This window comes from Klebsiella sp. CN_Kp091 (assembly GCF_040065095.1).
GTDB classification, from domain to species: Bacteria; Pseudomonadota; Gammaproteobacteria; order Enterobacterales; family Enterobacteriaceae; genus Klebsiella; species Klebsiella aerogenes.
The window spans coordinates 550681-570883 of the sequence record NZ_JBEAIO010000049.1; the positions used below are offsets into that span (position 1 = coordinate 550681).

17 protein-coding genes are annotated in these 20203 nt (G+C 55.3%); 15 read left to right on the forward strand and 2 right to left on the reverse strand.

All coding sequences use genetic code 11. The features are described from left to right. Positions 1-60 precede the first annotated feature (60 nt). The 8 genes from ABLV17_RS23240 (at position 61) to ABLV17_RS23275 (ending at position 9418) form a co-directional block, all read left to right on the forward strand. Positions 61-1758, forward strand: a complete 1698-nt coding sequence (locus tag ABLV17_RS23240) for an NAD-dependent malic enzyme (protein WP_015366493.1) — start codon at positions 61-63, stop codon at positions 1756-1758. Positions 1759-1933: 175 nt separating this feature from the next. Then, positions 1934-2659, forward strand: a complete 726-nt coding sequence (locus ABLV17_RS23245) for a glycosyl transferase (RefSeq protein WP_308959090.1) — start codon at positions 1934-1936, stop codon at positions 2657-2659. After that, complete coding sequence (locus tag ABLV17_RS23250; protein WP_308959089.1) at positions 2649-3335, forward strand: hypothetical protein; 687 nt, start codon at positions 2649-2651, stop codon at positions 3333-3335. Before ABLV17_RS23245 ends, ABLV17_RS23250 begins: the two co-directional genes overlap by 11 nt. A gap of 306 nt (positions 3336-3641) precedes the next feature. Next, positions 3642-4688 (forward strand): LacI family DNA-binding transcriptional regulator, encoded by a 1047-nt coding sequence (locus tag ABLV17_RS23255; RefSeq protein WP_213316127.1) that lies wholly within the window; start codon positions 3642-3644, stop codon positions 4686-4688. Between the two features lie 142 nt (positions 4689-4830). Continuing rightward, positions 4831-6138: an MFS transporter gene (locus ABLV17_RS23260; RefSeq protein ID WP_087859598.1), complete on the forward strand. Its 1308-nt coding sequence runs from the start codon at positions 4831-4833 to the stop codon at positions 6136-6138. 17 nt (positions 6139-6155) lie between these two features. After that, a complete protein-coding gene (locus ABLV17_RS23265; protein WP_087859597.1) occupies positions 6156-6920 on the forward strand; it encodes an SDR family NAD(P)-dependent oxidoreductase in 765 nt (254 codons plus the stop codon). 45 nt (positions 6921-6965) lie between these two features. Next, positions 6966-7379 carry an RbsD/FucU domain-containing protein gene (locus ABLV17_RS23270; RefSeq protein ID WP_348854696.1) on the forward strand — a complete coding sequence of 138 codons (414 nt, stop codon included), beginning with the start codon at positions 6966-6968 and terminating at the stop codon, positions 7377-7379. A 323-nt stretch (positions 7380-7702) separates the two neighbouring features. After that, complete coding sequence (locus ABLV17_RS23275) at positions 7703-9418, forward strand: ABC-F family ATP-binding cassette domain-containing protein (protein ID WP_348854697.1); 1716 nt, start codon at positions 7703-7705, stop codon at positions 9416-9418. Positions 9419-9463: 45 nt separating this feature from the next. On the opposite strand, the gene ABLV17_RS23280 is transcribed toward ABLV17_RS23275, so the two are convergent. Beyond that, positions 9464-10405, reverse strand: a complete 942-nt coding sequence (locus ABLV17_RS23280) for a helix-turn-helix domain-containing GNAT family N-acetyltransferase (RefSeq protein ID WP_348854698.1) — start codon at positions 10403-10405, stop codon at positions 9464-9466. A 254-nt stretch (positions 10406-10659) separates the two neighbouring features. Here ABLV17_RS23280 and adhP point away from each other — a divergent pair, with 254 nt between their 5' ends. From adhP to ABLV17_RS23315, 7 genes are all read left to right on the forward strand, one after another. Beyond that, a complete protein-coding gene (gene adhP, locus ABLV17_RS23285) occupies positions 10660-11670 on the forward strand; it encodes an alcohol dehydrogenase AdhP (RefSeq protein ID WP_015366486.1) in 1011 nt (336 codons plus the stop codon). A 158-nt stretch (positions 11671-11828) separates the two neighbouring features. After that, positions 11829-13451 carry a TIGR04028 family ABC transporter substrate-binding protein gene (locus ABLV17_RS23290; RefSeq protein WP_213316130.1) on the forward strand — a complete coding sequence of 541 codons (1623 nt, stop codon included), beginning with the start codon at positions 11829-11831 and terminating at the stop codon, positions 13449-13451. Positions 13452-13460: 9 nt separating this feature from the next. Continuing rightward, positions 13461-14405, forward strand: coding sequence for an ABC transporter permease (locus tag ABLV17_RS23295; RefSeq protein ID WP_348854700.1), 945 nt, complete (start codon positions 13461-13463; stop codon positions 14403-14405). Beyond that, positions 14402-15253, forward strand: coding sequence for an ABC transporter permease (locus ABLV17_RS23300; RefSeq protein ID WP_113373316.1), 852 nt, complete (start codon positions 14402-14404; stop codon positions 15251-15253). Before ABLV17_RS23295 ends, ABLV17_RS23300 begins: the two co-directional genes overlap by 4 nt. Continuing rightward, positions 15250-16851 carry an ABC transporter ATP-binding protein gene (locus ABLV17_RS23305; RefSeq protein ID WP_213316132.1) on the forward strand — a complete coding sequence of 534 codons (1602 nt, stop codon included), beginning with the start codon at positions 15250-15252 and terminating at the stop codon, positions 16849-16851. The genes ABLV17_RS23300 and ABLV17_RS23305 overlap by 4 nt, the downstream gene beginning before the upstream one ends. Beyond that, entirely contained in the window at positions 16851-17837 is a 987-nt protein-coding gene (locus ABLV17_RS23310) for a putative FMN-dependent luciferase-like monooxygenase (RefSeq protein WP_348854787.1), read from the forward strand. The genes ABLV17_RS23305 and ABLV17_RS23310 overlap by 1 nt, the downstream gene beginning before the upstream one ends. Positions 17838-17846: 9 nt before the next feature. Next, a complete protein-coding gene (locus tag ABLV17_RS23315; RefSeq protein ID WP_348854701.1) occupies positions 17847-18938 on the forward strand; it encodes an alkylhydroperoxidase domain protein in 1092 nt (363 codons plus the stop codon). Here the strand turns inward: ABLV17_RS23315 and araJ are convergent, their stop codons facing one another. Next, complete coding sequence (gene araJ / locus ABLV17_RS23320) at positions 18939-20120, reverse strand: MFS transporter AraJ (RefSeq protein ID WP_348854702.1); 1182 nt, start codon at positions 20118-20120, stop codon at positions 18939-18941. Positions 20121-20203: the final 83 nt, after the last annotated feature.

Genomic DNA, 20203 nt, shown 5'->3' on the forward strand with positions numbered 1-20203 from the left:
GCCAGCCCGATCGCTTATCGCCGCGCCCGGGTCTGAAGTGAACATCAAGGAGTTAGTGCGATGCAATTCATCTATAAAAAAAACCGTTCTCTTTATATCCCCTACGCTGGCCCGGTTCTGCTTGAGTTTCCGTTACTCAACAAAGGAAGCGCCTTCAGCATGGAAGAGCGTAGCAGCTTCAACCTGCTGGGCCTGCTGCCGGAAGTGGTCGAAACCATCGAAGAACAAGCTGAACGCGCGTGGATCCAGTATCAGGGATTTAAAACCGAGATCGATAAGCACATTTATCTGCGCAACATCCAGGACACCAACGAAACCCTGTTTTATCGCCTGATTGGCAATCATCTCGATGAGATGATGCCGGTTATCTATACCCCCACCGTCGGCGCCGCCTGTGAGCGTTTCTCGGAAATCTACCGTCGCGCGCGCGGCGTGTTCATCTCCTACCAGAATCGGCACAACCTCGACGATATCCTGCAAAACGTACCGAACCATAACGTCAAAGTGATCGTTGTGACCGACGGCGAGCGTATTCTCGGTCTCGGCGACCAGGGTATCGGCGGTATGGGCATTCCTATCGGTAAGCTGTCGCTCTATACTACCTGCGGCGGTATCAGCCCGGCCTACACCCTGCCTATCGTGCTGGATGTCGGCACCAACAACCAGCAACTGCTCGACGACCCGCTGTATATGGGCTGGCGTCATCCGCGCGTTACTGACGACGAGTATTATCAATTCGTTGACGACGTTATCCAGGCTATCAAAAACCGTTGGCCGGACGTGCTGCTGCAGTTTGAAGATTTCGCGCAGAAAAACGCCATGCCGCTGCTTAACCGCTACCGTAACGAGATTTGCTCGTTTAACGATGATATTCAGGGCACCGCGGCGGTCACCGTCGGCACATTGATAGCCGCCAGCCGTGGCGCGGGCAGCCAACTCAGCGAGCAAAAAATTGTCTTCCTCGGCGCGGGCTCCGCCGGTTGCGGTATTGCTGAACAGATCATCGCGCAAATCATGCGCGAAGGGCTAAGCGAAGAAGAAGCCCGCCAGCGCGTATTTATGGTGGACCGCTTCGGCCTGTTGACCGACGGTATGCCGAATCTGCTGTCGTTCCAGAGCAAGCTGGTGCAGAAGCGCGAAAACCTGCAAGGTTGGGATACGACCAACGAAGCGCTTTCGCTGCTCGACGTGGTGCGTAATGTGAAGCCAAATATTCTGATCGGCGTCTCCGGCCAGCCGGGGCTGTTCACGGAAGAAATTATTCGTGAAATGCACAAGCACTGCCCGCGGCCGATCGTCATGCCGCTGTCGAACCCGACCTCCCGCGTCGAAGCCACGCCGCAGAACATCCTGACCTGGACCGACGGCGAAGCGCTGGTGGCCACCGGCAGCCCGTTCACCCCGGTGACGGTTAAGGGCAAGCAGTACGCCATCGCGCAGTGTAACAACTCCTATATCTTCCCGGGCATCGGCCTTGGCGTGATCGCCGCGGGGGCATCGCGCGTCACCGACGAGATGCTGATGGCGGCAAGCGAAACCTTAGCCAACCACTCGCCGCTGGTGAATAACGGCGAAGGTCCGGTACTGCCGGAACTGAAAGATATTCAGGCCGTGTCGCGCGCTATTGCGTTTGCGGTCGGTAAAGTGGCTCAGGAACAGGGCGTGGCGGTGAAAACATCGGCCGAAGCGCTGCTGCAAGCCATTAGCGATAATTTCTGGCAACCGGAATATCGCAACTATCGCCGAACCTCGATTTAATACGTTATCTCTAACCGGGCCAAATATCGGGCCCGGTTTTTTTGTCCAATTCGCCTGCCGCTTATTTATATTTTTCCTCCTGATATTTCTTACACCAATATATAAATAAAAATACTTGCTACTTTTCCTTACCCATGCAACATTTCAAACCCCACATCAAACAAAGGAATGCAAAGTGGAAAATGTGACTATCAAAGAAAACAAAAAGACACAAACGATGATTCGCATCGTATTAGTCCTGATAGGTTTGAGCGCTATCTTCGCGGGTCTCTCTCTCCTTAGTGGCGATATGTGGCGCATCATACCCGATGCCGACTCGGAAAAAACCACTGCCGGTACTCTTGTTGGTCTTATTGTATATTCACCCAGCAAATTCTTTTTTGCGTTGTTATATATTTTTATCGCCCCTCTAATATGGCTTTTGCTTATTCGTAAAATTAATATTCGTCGCCTGCACCACCCTGTTATCCCTGTAATTCTGTTTCTCTGCGCAGGTGTCTTTGTTTTTTTGCACCCAGAAGTGACACCGGGCGAAGACTTGAGCATTCAGTACAGTCGCCACAATAGTTATCATACTTCTATGTTCTGGCGAGAAAGAATAACCCGTATCTATCTTAATAATACAATTAAATACGAAACATTTATCGAGGCTAAAGATTCCAGATGGGATTTTAGCAAGCATAATATTAAAAGTGCCTGGAACTGTAAAACAATACAATACTCAAGCTTTTTAACTTTAGGATTCTATGAAAGCTGGTTCCCAGGTAGCGATCCTCAACTGCTGGCCACGAACTGTAGCCAAATTACGGACATTGAAGGACTCTCTGAAGAAACACTCTACAGCACCCATCCTATTTCAACTCAAAATGATCAAGCGGGCGTACAGAAAAATGAACAATAAAGAAACAATTCTCAAACCTGCATTAAGAGTTTGGCTTGCGCTGTTTGGGGTTATAGTTTTGGCAAGCGTTTTGAGTGCTATTAATGGGAAACACTTGTATTTGGGTAACAGAGTCGATTTTTTGTTGGCAGAAACAGGAGAAGTTATTATTAATGAACTGTATAGCCCTGCTAAGGTTTTTTTTGCTCTTATCGCTTCCTTTATCCCGCCGATTCTGTGGCTACTGTTCTTGAACAATAAGCCGCAACGCCCATTTTTTTCCATAATCCTTCCGCTGTTACTATTTTTATCAGGGCTATTATTTTTCTTTCTTAAACCTCAAATCATTCCCGGCGAAGAAACAACCGCCTACCGCTACGGCCTCTCTGATCTAAATTATCAGACTATCCGTTGGCAGAAAATGGTTCCCGGAAAATTTATTGATACACATTCAAAATTTCAAATTTTTCTCGAGTATCTGGACCTTATGGCAGGGGAGACCTCCGACAATATAAAAAATGCTTATATCTGTGAAACTGAACGGGAGACTCAGTTTTATACTTTAACTATCAACCAACGATGGTTGCCGGATAAATACCCTCACATTCTGGATGCCCATTGCAGCCAAATAAAAGAAATCAATTCACTGACGGAATCTACCCTTTCACAGGCGCATTGGTTCCTGACAAGAGATTAATACGTTAACCAGACTGGCAGGATAGCTTCCACACTACTCCTGCCATTTTTGCGGCTATAGTAACCAACCGCCGTCCCACATTACTCTCCGGATTGCCATCGCCGAAAAAAAAACAGCACTGCCGCGCTTCATTTTCCCCCCTGTTTACTAAACACCTGCCCATCCTTACGAGGCGCTTCACAGATGTTTTATTTCACTCGCTTGGCGGGTGGTAAATACCTTGCCCGCCTGTTCGCTCATCGATAAATTAGCAATCAGATACCGCGGCGCTGAAATAAGCGCGCAGCAAAAAGAGAAGGTTTTGGTATGGCGAATATTCGTGATGTCGCCCGGCGGGCCGGAGTTTCAATTAGTAGCGTGTCCAACGTACTTAATAATCGCACGCAACAGATGCGCGAAGAGACCCGACAGCGGATAGTCAAAACGATGGCTGAGCTAAATTACCGCCCTGCGCGTTGCGCCCCGCCGGTCGCCGACTCAGCAACCAAAATGCTCGGCCTGATGGTACCGTCTATCGTCAATCCCAGCTTTTCAGCGCTGGCACATGAACTGGATACTGCGGCACGCGCGTTTCGCCACCGGCTGTTATTAGGCATTTGCTGCCGCGATGCCGCCGAGGAGTCAGCCTTTATCGCGGATATGTTCTCCCACGGCGTACGCGGGTTGATTGTCGCCGCCAGCGACGTACGCAAAACCCACTTTGTGCGTGCAGCGGAACAAGGCATGACCATTATTAGCTATGATAACCGGTTGGCCGAAAGCGTCCCGCCTCGGGCACGCTACTTCGATAGTGTCTCAATGGACAACGTTGAAGCGGGACGTCTGGCGGCGCAACATCTGCTGGACAACGGTTGCCGTAATATCGTCTTCGCCACCGAAAGCGGGTTAACGCTGGGACGCAGCCATAAAATCCTCGGCTTTCAGTCCGCGCTTGCCCAAAGTGATACAGCGGCCAGGGGCGTGGTGATAGAAGGCAAAGGCAATCGGGAGTTCGGGGACGCCGAAATGTTCGAACTGGGCGTAAGCCTGGCGCAAAAAATTAGCGCCCTAACGCCGCGAGTGGATGGCGTAGTAGCGATTAACGATGCTCTAGCCATCGGTCTGATGGTTGGGCTACGCGCGCAGGGCCTGAAAATAGCGCAAGATATTTCGGTGATTGGCATCGATAACATCTCCCTGTCGGCGTTATCGTCACCGGGCCTCACTTCGGTAATGGCCCCGCTTTCGGCAATGGCGTCGATGATGGTTGAGCGGCTCGTCCAGAGAATTGCTGAGCCGGGATTACAAACCGACGAATTTATCTTTGCTCCGGAAGTTATTCAGCGGCAGTCGGTAAAAATAAAGCAACCATAGTTGTTTTTATAAAAATAGCATGATGCAGATAATATTTATTATCTGCAGGGAGGCTTACACCCCATCACATTTAAAACGCATATTAATGTCGGGATTCCTATCCCATTCTTTTGTACTTTAACGAGTATAACCGGAAATAATGATGAACCTACAATCTGCGCAAGATATAGAAAAGAGCGCCATTAAGAAATTGACATGGCACATTGTTCCATTAATGATATTGCTTTATTTTCTGGCTTTTCTTGATCGTAATAATATGGCCTACGCCGCAATGGCGCTGGAAGATAGCCTTGGCCTGACGGCCACCGCCTTTGGCTTTGCTTCGGGAATATTTTTCATCGGTTATTTTATGTTTGAAATCCCCAGCAACGCCGGCACGATTAAGTTCGGTCCGCGGCTGTGGTTTGCGCGTATTCTGATAACCTGGGGAATCTTTGCCACTTTGATGGGTTTCGTCAGAACGCCGACCGAACTCTATATCTGTCGTTTTATGCTCGGCGTGTGCGAAGCCGGTTTCTTCCCTTCGGTGGTGTACTACTTCACGATCTTTTTTCCGCCCGCCTGGCGGACCAAAATTCTCGGCATGTTCATTATTGTTCAGCCGCTATCCAATGCCGTCGGCTCACCGATTTCAGGCTTAATTCTGCATATCGATAACGGCTGGTTTGGCCTTGAATCCTGGCAGTGGTTATTTATCCTCGAAGGTATTCCGCCGATCGTTATCGGCCTGTTCATCCCTTTTATTATTAAGAATTCACCGCAAGAAGTCGGCTATCTCAACGCTGAAGAAAAGGCGTGGTTAATGAGTAGTACAAACCGTTCAAAATCAGGTAGCAAAGTCTCGCTGGCTGAGTTTGCCAGCGGTATTAAAAATCCCAAATATCTGCTTTATGCGCTGCTGAACTTCGGGATGGTTTGCGGGATTTACGGCTTCGGGATGTGGCTACCGTCGATTATTACCGCCATTTCCGGCGATGATATTCTGCGCGTTAGCCTGATTGCCCTCATCCCCTACGGCCTGGCGGCGCTACTGGTTTATCCATGGAGTATGCTGGCCAGTAAAACGCGAAAAATCGCCGTTTTTGCCGGTATCAGTATGGTCGTCGCCGCATTAGGACTCGCCGGCGCGGTGGTGTTCTTTAAGTTCAACGTCGCGATTTCACTCTCATTCCTGACCATTGCCGCCATTGGTATCTATACCGCGGTACCGTGTTTCTTATCGATGCCTGCCAACGTCTCGGCAGGCGCAGCGACGGCCGCGGGTCTCGCCGTGGTGAGCTGCATCGGCAACCTGGGCGGCTTCGTCGCTCCCTACGTGGTCGGCCTCCTTAACGATTTAAGCCACAGCAGCACGCCGGGCCTGATATTCCTCGCTATGTGCCTGCTGATCACCGGCCTGATTTGCATTTTCTACTGCGCCAGACAGCGCGAAGGCGTCATTCAATCCTGAAAATTTAAGGAAACATCATGGGAACTCTTATTGGAAAAAAAGCATTTATCACCGGCTCTGAACAAGGTATCGGCTGGGCTACGGCGGAAAAACTGATTCTGGCGGGATGCGATGTCTTTTTGCACTATCACAGCGGAGAAGAAGGCCCGCAAAAATTGGCGGCTATCGCCAGCGCGCGAGGGCAAAAAGCGGCCTGGCGCTATGCGGATTTGATTGACACTGAGGACGCGACCGCCTGCGTGCAGGCCGCCGCGGAATTCCTCGGCGGTATCGACATCCTGGTGAATAACGTTGGCGGGATCGTCGGGCGTAAGTGGCTTGGCGAAATTGATCGTCAGTTCTGGCAAACGGTATTAGACGTCAATATGACCACCATGCTTAACGTCACCCAGGCGGCGCTTCCCTGGCTTAAATCGGCAACAGATGGCGCCAGCATCATTAACCTCGCCTCGCTGGCGGGGCGCTCCGGGGGGCATGCCGGTTCTCTCGCCTATTCAACCACAAAAGGGGCCATCCTGACCTGGACACGCTCGCTGGCGGCTGAACTGGGCGAGCACGGCGTGCGCGTCAATGCGGTTGCGCCGGGGCTTATTCTCGGCACCCGTTTTCATAACCGCCACACCACACAGGCTTCGGCTGACGAAACCATCCGGCAAATTCCGCTTAAGCGCGCGGGAACGCCCGATGACGTCGCCCGCGCTATCACTTTCCTTGCCGGCGAGTATGACGGATTTATCTCCGGCGCCACTATCGACATTAACGGCGGAATTTATCGCATGTAATGCAAACCGGGCGGCCAGAAATCGCCGCCCGCCAGGGAGTTCCTGATGATCAAATTCGAAATTATCCATCCACAACTGCTGGCTGCTCTGGCGTGCTGCGGCCATAAATCACAAATTCTCATCGCGGATAGCAATTTTGCCTGTCGCGTTAATGCCAATGCCGATGCCACGTTGATTCAGCTCAACCTCGCGCCAGGCATGGTTCCGGCAACTTATATCGTCGAAAAACTGCTTACCTGCGTTAATGCCGAACACGCGACGCTGATGGCATCGCCAGCGGAATTCACTAACACCATCGCCAGTGAATACCGGGAACTTCTACCGACAAACTGCCCGCTTGAATATGTCGAACGCGAAGCTTTCTACGCAAAGTCCCGGTTGCCATTGACCCAACTGGTCATTGCTTCCGGCGAACAGCGTCGTTTTGCCAACCTACTTCTCACCGTGGCCCCGGCCTAACCGTCATACCCGCCGCCGATGAGACCGGCGGCGCGATCCTCAATGCTGGTATCTGGTCAAAAGACAATTTAGCCACTACACTCCCTGCATCCATCAACCTACTGAAAAAATAAGGAGGATCCCCATGCTGTACTGTGAACTGTTTAATGTTTCACATACATTTGGCGATCGCACCAGCTCAAGCGTTATCGGTATCGTGCTGCGATAACTTTTAGCTTGAGCGAAGAAGCCAACGTCTAAATCCCTTCCTCGGGCTTACCGGGTTATCGTCAGCGATGTTTGACGAGGCATTCTCATGCCTGTAACTCTTGAGTAAGTTCACAATGAGCACACTTTTAAGCGCACAATCTCTCCACGTTGATACGGCCTTTGGCCCACTTTTCAACGACCTCTCCTTTACCCTGAAAAAAGGCGATCGCATTGGCCTGATTGGCTATAACGGTTGCGGGAAAAGCACGCTATTGCAGGTGCTGGACGGCACTCTCACGCCGAATTCTGGCAGCGTATCGCGGGCTAATCACTGCCTGCTGGCGCGCGTGGAACAACATCTGCCTGACGCCCTACTCAGCCAACCGCTATTGCAGGTGGTACTGGAAAAACTGGCGCCTGGCGAACGGGATTCGCTGCGCTGGCAAGCGGAGCGGCTGCTCGCTGAAATGGGTTTTACCGTTCAACAGACCCAACAGCAAGCCGCCACCCTGAGCGGCGGGCAACATACCCGTCTGTTGCTCGCCCGCGCGTTGATCCAACAACCCGATTTGCTGTTACTGGATGAGCCTGGCAACCATCTCGATCTGCCGACCCTGCTGTGGCTGGAAAGCTTCTTGCAAACCTGGCAGGGGAGCTTCGTGGTGGTGTCGCACGATAACCTCTTACTGGATGCTGTAACTAATACCAGTTGGATTTTACGCGATAAAACGCTGCACGCTTTCTCACTACCCTGCAGCGCCGCCCGTCGGGCGCTGCAGGAGCAAGATGCAAGCGATGCTCTGCGCCACAAAGCGGAACAAAAGGAGATCGACCGCGTCGCTGCCAGCGCCAAACGGCTGGCCATCTGGGGCCGGGTTTACGATAACGAAGATCTGGCGCGTAAAGCCAAGCAGATGGAAAAACAGGTTTCACGCTTGAAGGATAGCCAGACGGAGCTCACCGCCGGCACGCCGTGGCGTCTGGAGGTGCATGGCGACGCCGTTCGCGCCGATCGTCTGCTGGAGATGGAAAATCTCCCCGTGCCGCCGGCGCCCGGTCTCCCCGCCCTGTTCACCACCGGTCTGGCGCGGCTGCAAAGCGGCGACCGGGTAGCGATAATGGGGCGCAACGGCGGCGGGAAATCGTCGCTGCTGCGCCTGTTATGGCGGCAAATGCAGCAACCGGCTACCGAAGCCGGGTTGCGTTTACATCCGCGGCTACATCCGGGTTATTACGATCAAACCCTGCATCAACTGGCGGATGAGGCCAGCCTGCTGGAGGCGCTGGAGCCCTTTGAGCCTTCGCCGGAAACGCGCAAGCGCGCGCTGATTTCCGCCGGCTTCGGCTGGGCGCGACACGGACAGAAGGTCAGCACTCTCAGCGGCGGCGAACGTTCGCGGCTGCTATTTGTCGGCCTGTCGCTGGCGAGCTATAGCCTGCTGCTGCTCGATGAACCCACCAACCATCTGGATATGGAGGGTAAAGAGGCGCTGGCGGCGACGTTGCGGGATTATCCCGGCGGCCTGCTGCTGGTTAGCCACGATCGACAGCTCATCAGCCAGAGCTGTAACCGCTTCTGGCTAATTGATGAAGACGGGTTAAGCGAGTGGCACGACGTCGACGAGGTGTACGCCCGTCTGCGCGGCTACGAGCGCCTTCCGAGCCCGGCGACGCAAACGCCGCCGCAGGCGCCGCCCGTCGACGAGCTGCAAGAGGATTTGCTGGAACGTCTGGTGATGCTGGAGCAGTTGTTGGCGGACGACCTGCAGCGCAAAGCGAAACATCAGAAGCCGCAGCTACAGGCGCAGTGGCGTCAGGAGATTGAGGAGATAAATATACAGTTGAGTTAAATGCCTATGCCACCGGAGCGTCAGCGCCCCGGTGGCATGACGGCTTTAGCGGCGGGTAAACTGCTGCTCAAGCATGGTCTTCCCCCATTGATCGCCCTGCCACTCTTTACTCAGCGTAAACCCAAAGGATTCATATAATTTACGCGCCGCCTGCAAGCCGCTAAATGTCCATAGCTGAACCGCATCGAAGCGCTGATTATCACAAAAGTTAATGGCTTCAGTCAGCAAGCGCCGCCCCACGCCGCTGCCCCGACAGCCATCGCCGAGAATAAACCAGCGCAGATGCGCTTCATTATTACCAAGATCTTCGCCATCAATGGCGACAGAGCCGACGACGACGCCATTTTTGACCGCCAGCCAAATCTGGTTACGTTGGTTGTTCAGACGGCCAGAAAACTCAGCCAGACCGCTGGCGACTTTACCTTCAAAAAAATGGCCAAAACCGTAATGATGGGCATAATACTCACCGTGCATTTGCGCAATGCGGCCAATCATTCCCGGCTGATAGCCGGTAACTATCGTGATGTCGTTTGGTCTGCTCGTAACCGGCTGCTGACGACAGCGCTCAAGCGCCCACGAATAGGCCGTCAACCCCTCGGCAACGATCTGCTGCTGTGCGCTATCCAAATGCGCCAGCGCCTCAATCACCCGTATGGCGCCGTACTCATGAATGCGGGTGACCGTCACCTGCCCTTTGGTTGTCAATGAGAGTTGTTTAAAACGCCCGTCATCAACACAACCATTTTCCTCTATCTCGTTAGCGGCCTGCAGGCGCGAAAGCATGCGGCTGACGCTCGATTTGTCCAGCCCCAATACCTGCACAAGTTGCGCGGCGGTCATCGCGCCATGAGTAGAAATCTCCAGCAGCGCATGCACCGCGGAAGGCGAATAGTCGGTCGCCGCCAGCGTGCTGTTCATAAAACCGAGCTCGCGCACCATCAATCGTGATGCGGAACGAATTTGATTGATAAGTAAAGTGTCAGGCATGGTGATATCCATGAATAAAGATAGTTGCACAATACAACCATCATTCACTCCCCCCTGTCAATAAATCTGACGCACGCAGAGCAATGCCGATCAAACCCCCTAAAATTGGTATAAACGGATGAATATTGTGCCAAATATGCGGCAAATCCCCCCATTCCCAACCATACCGCTTGTAATTAGCGACATAAGATCTAATCCTTAATGAGTATTATTTTCGCTGCTAGCACCTTCGTATCATTAACAAGGAGAAACGCATGAAAGCTGCTGTAGTCACCCACGACCACCAGATTGATGTAACCGATAAAAAGTTACGCCCGCTGGAGCATGGCGAAGCGCTGCTGAAAATGGAATGCTGCGGGGTCTGCCACACTGACCTGCACGTGAAAAACGGCGATTTCGGCGATAAAACCGGCGTCATTCTCGGCCATGAGGGCATCGGCATCGTGGAAAAAGTCGGCCCTGGCGTGACGTCGCTGAAGCCGGGCGATCGCGCCAGCGTGGCGTGGTTCTTCGAAGGCTGCGGCCACTGCGAATACTGTAACAGCGGCAATGAAACCCTGTGCCGCTCGGTGAAAAATGCCGGTTATACCGTCGATGGCGGGATGGCCGAAGAGTGCATCGTCACCGCCGATTACGCGGTCAAAGTGCCGGATGGGCTGGATTCAGCCGCCGCCAGCAGCATCACCTGCGCCGGCGTTACCACTTATAAAGCGGTGAAGGTCTCGCATATCAAACCCGGCCAGTGGATTGCCATTTATGGCCTCGGCGGCCTTGGCAACCTGGCGCTGCAGTATGCCAAAAACGTCTTTAATGCCAAAGTGATCGCCGTTGATGTCAACGACGGGCAGTTGGAGCTTGCCGCCTCGATGGGCGCCGATCTGACCGTGAATTCACGCAATGAAGACGCCGCCAAAATCATTCAGGAGAAAACCGGCGGCGCCCACGCGGCCGTGGTTACCGCCGTTGCCAAAGCGGCATTTAACTCCGCCGTGGATGCGGTTCGCGCCGGTGGCCGCGTCGTCGCCGTTGGCCTACCGCCAGAAGCGATGAGCCTCGATATTCCGCGCCTGGTGCTGGACGGAATTGAAGTAGTAGGTTCGCTGGTAGGTACCCGTCAGGATCTGATTGAAGCCTTCCAGTTTGCCGCCGAAGGCAAAGTGGTGCCGAAAGTCACTCTGCGACCGCTTGGTGATATCAACGCCATCTTTAAGGAGATGGAACAGGGGCAAATCCGCGGCCGCATGGTTATCGATTTCCGCCGTTAATTCTGTCTGACTCTGCCAGACGAAAAAGTCTAACCTGCTGACTATTCCCGCATCTTGGGAATAGTCAGATTTCGCAAATGCTTAGCGCAAATCGTTGGTTCCTTTGTATTCCGTCGCGCCCGATGATGGCAAGACAATAGATAACAAAGGAATTCACCATGCAAAATCGCTTTCGCCTGCCTACGCTTGCCGCCCTTTTTATCGCAGGCGCGTTTTCGGTTTCGGCTGCGCAAACGCCGATCAAAGGCGGCACCTTAATTTATCTGGAACAACAGCCGCACACCAATCTCTATCCGCCGGCCGGCGGTTTTTACCCTAACGGCGGGATCCTCAATCAGATAACCGACAAGCTGACCTGGCAGAACCCGGAAACGCTAGCTATCGAGCCGTGGATCGCCGAAAGCTGGAGTAGCAACGACGAGAAGACCGAATATACCTTTAAGCTGCGGCCTGGGGTCACCTTCTCTGACGGTACTCCGCTCGATGCCAATGCGGTCGCAAAGAATTTTGATACCTACGGTTTGGGCAATAAAGCACTGCGCCTGCCGGTTTCCGAAGTGATCAACAATTACGATCGTAGTGAAGTCATCGATCCGTTGACCGTCAAATTCTATTTCAAAAAGCCCTCACCGGGATTCCTGCAAGGGACCGCAACGATTGGCTCCGGGCTGGTTTCCCTCAGCACCCTGGCGCGGAGCTTTGAGGCGCTGGGCGATGCCCGCAATATCATCGGTTCAGGCCCCTTTACGGTAAAAGATGAAAAACCGGGACGCGAATTAACGCTGGTGGCGCGTAAAGATTATCAATGGGGGCCGAAAAATCTTGCTCAGCAAGGCCCGGCGAACCTCGACGGCATTACCTATATCGTAACGCCGGAAGATAGCGTACGTATTGGCGCGCTGCTGGCGGGACAGGCCGGATTTATTCGCCAGGTGCAGGCCTATGATGAAAAACAGGCAACCGGCCAGGGCTTTAATATTTATGCCGCGCCGACGCGCGGCGTTAACGATAGCCTGAGCTTCCGTCCGGATAACCCGCTGGTTGCCGACCAGCGAGTACGCCAGGCATTACTGCATGCGACCAACGCCAAACAGATTGTTGAGACCCTTTTCTCGCCAAACTATCCGCAGGCAAGTTCCGTTATCGCCCGCACCGCGGCGGGATACGTCGATTTGAGCGACAAACTGGCCTTCGATCAGCAGAAAGCTAAACAGCTGCTGGATGAGGCGGGCTGGACAGCGGGCGCGGATGGTATCCGACAAAAAGCGGGACAACGGCTGGCGCTAACCGTCTATGAATCCCTGCCGCAGCCGCAGAACAAAGAGGTGCTACAGCTGGTCGCGCAGCAATGGCGTCAGGTTGGCGTGGCCTTAAGCGTGAAAGCCGGCGACGCCGGCAGCCGGGTACTGGATAATCTCGACCCGCTGAAAACGCCATTGACCGTTTCTGAAGTCGGCCGCGCCGACCCGGATGTGGTGAAGAGTATGTTCTTCCCCGCCAACCGCGATGCCCTACTGCAACAGGGCGGTTCGAGCGACAAAGTAAAAACCTTCCGTGACGATAAGCTCAACGCCCTGTTAACCGCAATCTCTGCCGAAGTGGATGCGCAAAAGCGTCTGCAGTTAACTGGCGATGCGCAGCGTTATCTGCTGGATAACGCCTACGTCATTCCCATCTTTGAAGAACCGCAGGTCTTTGCCGGCGCGCCATGGGTAAAAGGCGTACGTTTTGAAGCCGTGGGCCGTCCGTCGTTTTACGGCGCATGGCTGGATAAACACTAAGGGGGCGCCATGAGCCACTATCTTTGGCGACGGTTGGCACAAGGCGTACTGGTGCTGTGGGCGGCCTTCACCCTGACCTTTTTTCTGCTGCAGGTCCTGCCCGGCGACGCGATTTTGATTAAGTTTCAGAACCCCGACCTGGGGCTGAGTCCGCAACAGATCGCCGAAATGCGCGTGGCCTATGGTGCTGACAGTCCGCTGTGGCGGCAATATTTCCACACTTTATTGGCCATGCTGCGGGGAGATTTCGGCTATTCACTGCAAGCGGGACTGCCTGTCAGTTCCCTGATTGCCAGCAATTTACCCGACACGCTGGCGCTGGCGTTGCCGGCCTTTGCGCTGGCGGTTCTGCTGGCCTTTGCGATTGCTATCGCTTCGCGTTTGCCGGGGCTACGCGGTATCAGCAATTTGCTACAGTCGTTGCCGGTGCTGTTTATTTCACTGCCGACCTTTTGGCTCGGCATCGCCTTAATCCAGATCTTTTCATTCCAATTGCACTGGGTTCCGGTTATCAATCCCGGACCACTGCAAGGGCTGGTGCTGCCGGTTATCGCGGTGGCGATACCGATTTCCGCGCCGCTGGCGCAAATTCTGTTACGCGCCATGGATCATATCGCCGCACACCCCTTCGTTGCCGTTGCTCGTGCCAAGGGAATGAGCGAAACGCGGGTGTTATGGCGGCATGTCATCGGTAATGCCCTGTTGCCGACATTAAACATTGCCGGCCTGCTGTTGGGAGAACTGATTGCCGGGGCCTTAATTACCGAAACCGTTTTTGGCCGCAGCGGGCTCGGCCAACTGACGCAACAGGCGGTGAATAATCAGGATATTGCCATTCTTCAGGCCGTGGTGATGATTTCAGCGCTGGGCTTTGTCGCGATCAATCTGCTGGTCGATCTGCTGATGCCGATGCTCGACCCGCGCTTAACCCCCCTGCGCGGAGGTGCGCTATGAGTCTGGTCGATTACGCCTCGGCGGTGCGACGCCGTCCGGTCAACTGGCGCCGTTTTTCCTTCCAGCCGGGGCTGTGGCTGGCATGGTCGGTGATGACGGTTGCGGTACTAATGGCTTGCGCGCCGCAATGGTTCACCGCGTTTAATCCGCTCGACGGCATCGCCGGCGCTCAGCGTCTGGCGCCGCAGGCCGGACACTGGTTGGGTACCGACCAGCTCGGGCGCGATGTGTGGAGCCGCATCGTCTACGGCGCTGGGCATTCGCTTTCCGCGGCCCTGGCCGCCGTCGCCATGGGACTGGTTGTCGGCACCGCGTTGGGCACCGTTGCCGGCGCGTTGGGCGGACGGGTCGAAGCGGTCGTCATGCGGATTGTCGATATTCTGCTGGCTATCCCCTCGCTCCTGCTTTCGCTAACGGTAATCATACTGCTCGGTTTTGGCACCCTGAACGCCGCCATGGCGGTCGGGGTTGCCGCTATCGCCAGTTTCGCCCGTCTGTCGCGCGCCGAAGTCGTCCGCATTCGTCACAGCGACTATGTCGAAGCGGCCTACGGAAGTGGAGGCACTTTTTTAGCCGTATTCTGGCGGCATATTCTGCCTAACTCGCTTTCGCCGGTGCTGGCTTTCGCCACCCTACAATTCGGCCAGGCTATTCTCGCCCTCTCAACCCTGAGTTTCCTCGGCTACGGCACTCCGCCGCCGGTGCCGGAATGGGGATTACTCATCGCCGAGGGACGTAACTATCTTTCCACCGCCTGGTGGCTCACCACTTTCCCAGGGATCGCGGTCATTGCCGTGGTACTGGCAGCCAATCGTATCAGCCAACAACTCAATAGGGATCGCCGATGAACGTGCTTAGCGTAGAAAATCTGACCATCAGCTACCGCTCGGGCGGGCAGTGGCGCGAAGTGGTTCATCGGGTCAGTTTTACGGTTAAACGCGGCGAGATGCTGGCGTTCGTCGGCGAATCCGGTTCGGGTAAAACGACAACCGCTCAGGCGATTATCGGCCTGCTGGCGGAAAACGCCCGCCTCGATGCCGGGGCGGTTCGCCTCAACGGTGAAGAGATTAGCCGCTGGTCTGGCAAGCGGCTGAATAGCCTGCGCGGGGCCAGAATCAGCCTGGTGCCGCAGGATCCCGGCAACTCGCTGAACCCGGTGCAAACCATTGGCGCACAGGTCGGCGAAATACTCCGCCTGCATCAAAAAAGCAGTAAAACGGAGCGTCGACAGCAAGTTATCGCCCTGCTGGAAAAAGTCGGCTTAAGCCATCCTGAGCTGCGCGTAGACCAATATCCGCACCAGCTCTCCGGCGGTATGAAACAGCGGGTGCTGATCGCCATTGCCATCGCCCTGAAGCCGGATTTGATTATTGCCGACGAACCCACCAGCGCGCTCGACGTGACGGTCCAAAAAAGAATCCTCGATCTGCTCGATCATTTGCGTCGTGAATCCGGCACCGCGGTGCTATTTGTCACTCATGACCTCGCGCTGGCGGCGCAGCGTGCCGACCGGCTGGTAGTCTTTCGTCACGGTGAAATTCAGGAGCAGGGCAATACGGGTGATGTGATTCGCACCCCGCAGCACGGCTATACCCGCCAGTTGCTGTGCGATCTGCAGGGACAGAACCTGCACTTAACCACCGCCATTCGCCCGTTTGTTACGCCGGCAATACGGGTTGAAGGCCTGAGCAAACGCTTTGCGTTAGGAGGGAGTCATCTCCAGGCGCTGGATAACGTAAGCTTTATTTTACCGCGTGGCAGTACCCATGCGCTGGTCGGCGAATCGGGTTCAGGAAAAACCACCCTCGCCCGCATCTTGCTGGGTTTTGAGCAGGCCGATAGCGGACAGGTGACCATCGATGGTATTGCCAGCGGACAATTGAGCCGCGAGGCCCAGCGCCAGCTGCGGCGCAAAATTCAGTTTGTTTATCAAAACCCTTTCGCCTCCCTCGATCCCCGCCAGACCCTGTTCGATATCATCGAAGAGCCGTTGAAGAATTTTCAGCGCCTGACCAAAGATGCGCGGCGTCAGCGGGTAGCGTCCGTCGCCGCCCGCGTCGCGCTGGCGCCGGAGCTACTCAACCGAACCGCTCGCGAGCTCTCCGGCGGCCAGCGTCAGCGGGTCGCTATCGCCAGGGCGTTGATCCTCGACCCCACGATTCTGGTGCTTGATGAGGCCACCTCAGCGCTGGATGTCACGGTGCAGGCGCAAATTCTCGCCCTGTTGCTGCAATTACAGCAACAGCTAGGGTTGAGTTATCTGTTCATCACCCACGATCTGGCGACGGTAAGCCGCATCGCCCATAGCGTGACGGTACTGCGCGCCGGGCAAGTCATCGAACAAGGCGAGGTTAAGCAGTTGTTCGCCGCGCCGCAGCGCGACTATACCCGCGAGCTGCTTGCCGCCATTCCTCATTATCACGCACCCAGCACGGAGATTGCATGATGCCTAAACGCCTCGGATTTTTCACCCGCCTACTTGACCGCGCCACGCCGCAAGAGCGCTATCGCCTGGCGACAGAGCAGATCCGCCACGCGGAACGGCTGGGCTTTGATAGCGCCTGGGTGGCGCAACACCATTTCCATGAAAATGAAGGCGGTTTACCGTCGCCACTGGTGTTTCTTGCCCACGCGGCGGCCCATACGCAACGGATCCGTCTCGGTACCGCCATCATTACGCTGCCGATGGAAAACCCACTGCGCGTCGCGGAAGACGCGGCAGTGTTGGATTTACTCGCTGATGGTCGCCTGGAAGTGGGTTTTGGTTCCGGCGGGACGCCAACCTCCTTTCTCCCCTTTGGCCTGGCCTGCGAACAACGCGGCGCGGTCTTCGCCGATCATCTGCATTTGATTGAAAGCGCCTGGCGCGGCGATACGTTGGCTCATCCTGACAATCATCTTTATCCGCCCGCGCCGCAGCTGGCGGAGCGAATTTGGATCGCCACCTTTTCGATTGAAGGCGCTATTCGGGCCGCTAAATCCGGCCATGGGTTGATGCTATCGCGCACGCAGCCGCGCCCGCCAGGTCAAAGCGAGCTGCCGCTGGATGCGATTCAGAACCCGATTATCGATGCCTACCTCGCCGCGCTGCCTGCCGGCGTGTCGCCGCGAATTCTGGCCTCCCGTACCGCGTTTATTGCCGACAGCCAGGCGTATGCGCTACAGACCGCGGAGCCAGGATTAAGTAAACAGGCGGCAGCCCATCGCGCTGCCGGGCATGAGATCATTGGTGACAACGTCACGGATTATGCTCGCCAGCTTGATGCCCATATTGGCGATGCGCCACATGTGCTTGCATCGCTTGCCAAAGATAGCGTGCTAACCCGCGTGACTGACATTTCGTTTCAGGTCCATTCGGTGGAGCCATCGCATCAGGACACGCTGCGTTCTATCGAACACATCGCTAAACACATTGCCCCGCAATTCAGATAAGGAGTCGCTATGAGCTTAAGTCAGGATATTTTGGCTGAACTGGCGGAGATCGCCGCCGATTCACCGCTGGGCAAGGCCCGCGCGTTGCGCGACGCTGCGACCCGCCACGCCCAGGGAAGCTACGAGGTGCTATTTAGCCAACAGGATGAGGATTTTCCGCTCGAGGAACGTTTCGCCATCGCCGCAAAAGTGGCCAGACTTCATCAGGCAGATGCGCTGGCGGCGCATTACGCCGGTTTCGGCCTTGCCGACCCGACAACCCCACGGCTTGCCGCCGCGCTGGGATTTGCCCGCCTGCTGACCTTTACTCCGGTGGAAGCGACGCCAGCGGCGTTACAAACGCTTAGCGACGCGGGCTGGAGCCTGCGCGGCATTGTGACGCTGGCACAGCTTATTGCGTTTGTCAGTTTTCAAAGCCGATTACTGAGCGGCTTGCGTTTGTTAAATGGTAAATCAATTTCCGAAGCCGAGACCCCGGTGGTCGCCGGATACTGGCACACTCATCCCAGGACGGCCAGCGGTAAACCTGCGCCGGTGGCCTTTACGCGCGATGAATTACACTGGGAACCGTGGATTGCCGATAAGCCGCTCGCTGAATTTAATCCCGCCGAGCAGGCGCTGCTGGCGCAGTTCGGCCACAGTGACTCCCCCTACTTCCGCCTGCTGGCGCGCAACCAACCGGTGCTTGAACAGCGCACGCTGACCGATAAAGGGATCTTCTATACGCCGGGTGGCCTGCCGCGCGCCGAACGTGAACTGGCGGCAACGGTGGCCAGTAAAATCAACGGCTGCATCTACTGCGCGTCGGTACACGCGCGCAAGGCGGCGCAGTTGGCAAAAGATGAGCGAGCGGTGGAGACCCTGCTGGCGGTGACGCCTGGGGAGAATCTCAGCGATGGTCAAGAGCCGCGCTGGCAGGCGGAGATTGACGCCGCCGCCGCGCTTTCCGTTACCCCGCCTGCGATAACCTCAGCGCATCTCAGCGCGCTGGAGCAACAGGGTCTGGATATCGTCGAACAGTTGGATCTGCTGCAATCGGCGGCATTCTTCGCCTGGGCTAACCGCCTGATGCTAACCCTTGGCGAACCGTGGCGGGATTAATCAGACCTGCTCTGCCTGGGTAACGCGATGACGCGTTACCCGCCGCTGATATCGCGCATACAGCAGCAACGAGCTCATCGCCAGGAACGACAGCGCTGCCGCCGGCAGCGCCACCGAACGCCAACCTGCGCCAAAGGTAATCATCATTCCGCCGCAGTAGGCGCCTATCGCGCTGCCGAGGTTAAACGCTATTTGCCCGCCCGCCGCCCCGAGCATTTCTCCGCCTCTGGCATTTTGTAGCAGTAATATTTGCAGCGGCGCGGCGAGTGCGAAGAGCCCGGCGCAGCAGATAAACGCCAGCGCCAGCGAAGCCAGCGGCTGTATGCCGAAGGCAAAGATGAGCAGTAACGCCGCGACAATGACGCCGTTAGTCATCGCCGCAATACGCAGCGGACTGTAGCGTCCAGAGATCCTGCCGCTAAAGAGATTACCTAAAACCATCCCCAATCCGACCAGCATCATAATTAACATCATCGCCGACTCGCTAAAGCCGGAGACATTCATCATGAAGGGCTTGATATAGCTAAACCAGGCAAAAACGCCGGCATTGCCAAACATCGTGGCGGCGAAAATAAACCACGGCGCCGGGGATTTAAGGAAATGGAATTGTTCGCTGAGCCGGGAGGCGGATTTGTCATATAGCGTCGGCACCCAGCGCAGTATCGCCAATAGCACCAGCACATCAAATACCGCGATGGCCGTGAAGGTATAGCGCCAGCTGAACTGATGGCCAAGCCAGGTGCCAGCCGGTACGCCAAGCAGGTTTGCCACCGTCATTCCCGCTATCATCCCGGCGACCGCCGCGGTAACCCTGCCCGGCGAGGCGATTTTCGACAAAATAATCGCCCCGACGCCAAAATAAGCGCCGTGAGGAAAACCTGAAATAAAGCGACCGAGCGCCAGCATGGGATAACTTGAGGAGAAGGTAAATAACGCGTTGCCTGCCACACATAGCGCTACCAGAAACAGCATCACCGATTTCAGCGAAAAACGGCTGGAAAACAACGCCATGACAGGCGCGCCAAACACCACGCCAAAGGCGTACCAGGAGATCATGTTGCCGGCCGCGGGGATGGTAATACCGACATCATGGGCGATTTCCGGCAATACCCCCATGATGCCAAACTCCGCCATTCCGAGGCCAAAGGTTCCCAGCGCTAAGGAAAAAATCGTTTTCTTCATCTAGTCGGTCACTTTAATGTGCATTCACGACGTTAGTGTAACCGATTTCACCCCCTGTTTTCTCCCCCTACGACTGACGAAAA

Excerpts from the sequence above, each read along its gene's own strand:
- ABLV17_RS23240 (WP_015366493.1), top strand. The coding sequence starts at position 61 with ATGCAATTCATCTATAAAAAAAACCGTTCTCTTTATATCCCCTACGCT.
- ABLV17_RS23250 (WP_308959089.1), top strand. The coding sequence starts at position 2,649 with ATGAACAATAAAGAAACAATTCTCAAACCTGCATTAAGAGTTTGGCTT.
- ABLV17_RS23255 (WP_213316127.1), top strand. The coding sequence starts at position 3,642 with ATGGCGAATATTCGTGATGTCGCCCGGCGGGCCGGAGTTTCAATTAGT.
- ABLV17_RS23260 (WP_087859598.1), top strand. The coding sequence starts at position 4,831 with ATGAACCTACAATCTGCGCAAGATATAGAAAAGAGCGCCATTAAGAAA.
- ABLV17_RS23265 (WP_087859597.1), top strand. The coding sequence starts at position 6,156 with ATGGGAACTCTTATTGGAAAAAAAGCATTTATCACCGGCTCTGAACAA.
- ABLV17_RS23270 (WP_348854696.1), top strand. The coding sequence starts at position 6,966 with ATGATCAAATTCGAAATTATCCATCCACAACTGCTGGCTGCTCTGGCG.
- ABLV17_RS23275 (WP_348854697.1), top strand. The coding sequence starts at position 7,703 with ATGAGCACACTTTTAAGCGCACAATCTCTCCACGTTGATACGGCCTTT.
- ABLV17_RS23280 (WP_348854698.1), bottom strand. The coding sequence starts at position 10,405 with ATGCCTGACACTTTACTTATCAATCAAATTCGTTCCGCATCACGATTG.
- adhP (WP_015366486.1), top strand. The coding sequence starts at position 10,660 with ATGAAAGCTGCTGTAGTCACCCACGACCACCAGATTGATGTAACCGAT.
- ABLV17_RS23290 (WP_213316130.1), top strand. The coding sequence starts at position 11,829 with ATGCAAAATCGCTTTCGCCTGCCTACGCTTGCCGCCCTTTTTATCGCA.
- ABLV17_RS23295 (WP_348854700.1), top strand. The coding sequence starts at position 13,461 with ATGAGCCACTATCTTTGGCGACGGTTGGCACAAGGCGTACTGGTGCTG.
- ABLV17_RS23300 (WP_113373316.1), top strand. The coding sequence starts at position 14,402 with ATGAGTCTGGTCGATTACGCCTCGGCGGTGCGACGCCGTCCGGTCAAC.
- ABLV17_RS23305 (WP_213316132.1), top strand. The coding sequence starts at position 15,250 with ATGAACGTGCTTAGCGTAGAAAATCTGACCATCAGCTACCGCTCGGGC.
- ABLV17_RS23310 (WP_348854787.1), top strand. The coding sequence starts at position 16,851 with ATGCCTAAACGCCTCGGATTTTTCACCCGCCTACTTGACCGCGCCACG.
- ABLV17_RS23315 (WP_348854701.1), top strand. The coding sequence starts at position 17,847 with ATGAGCTTAAGTCAGGATATTTTGGCTGAACTGGCGGAGATCGCCGCC.
- araJ (WP_348854702.1), bottom strand. The coding sequence starts at position 20,120 with ATGAAGAAAACGATTTTTTCCTTAGCGCTGGGAACCTTTGGCCTCGGA.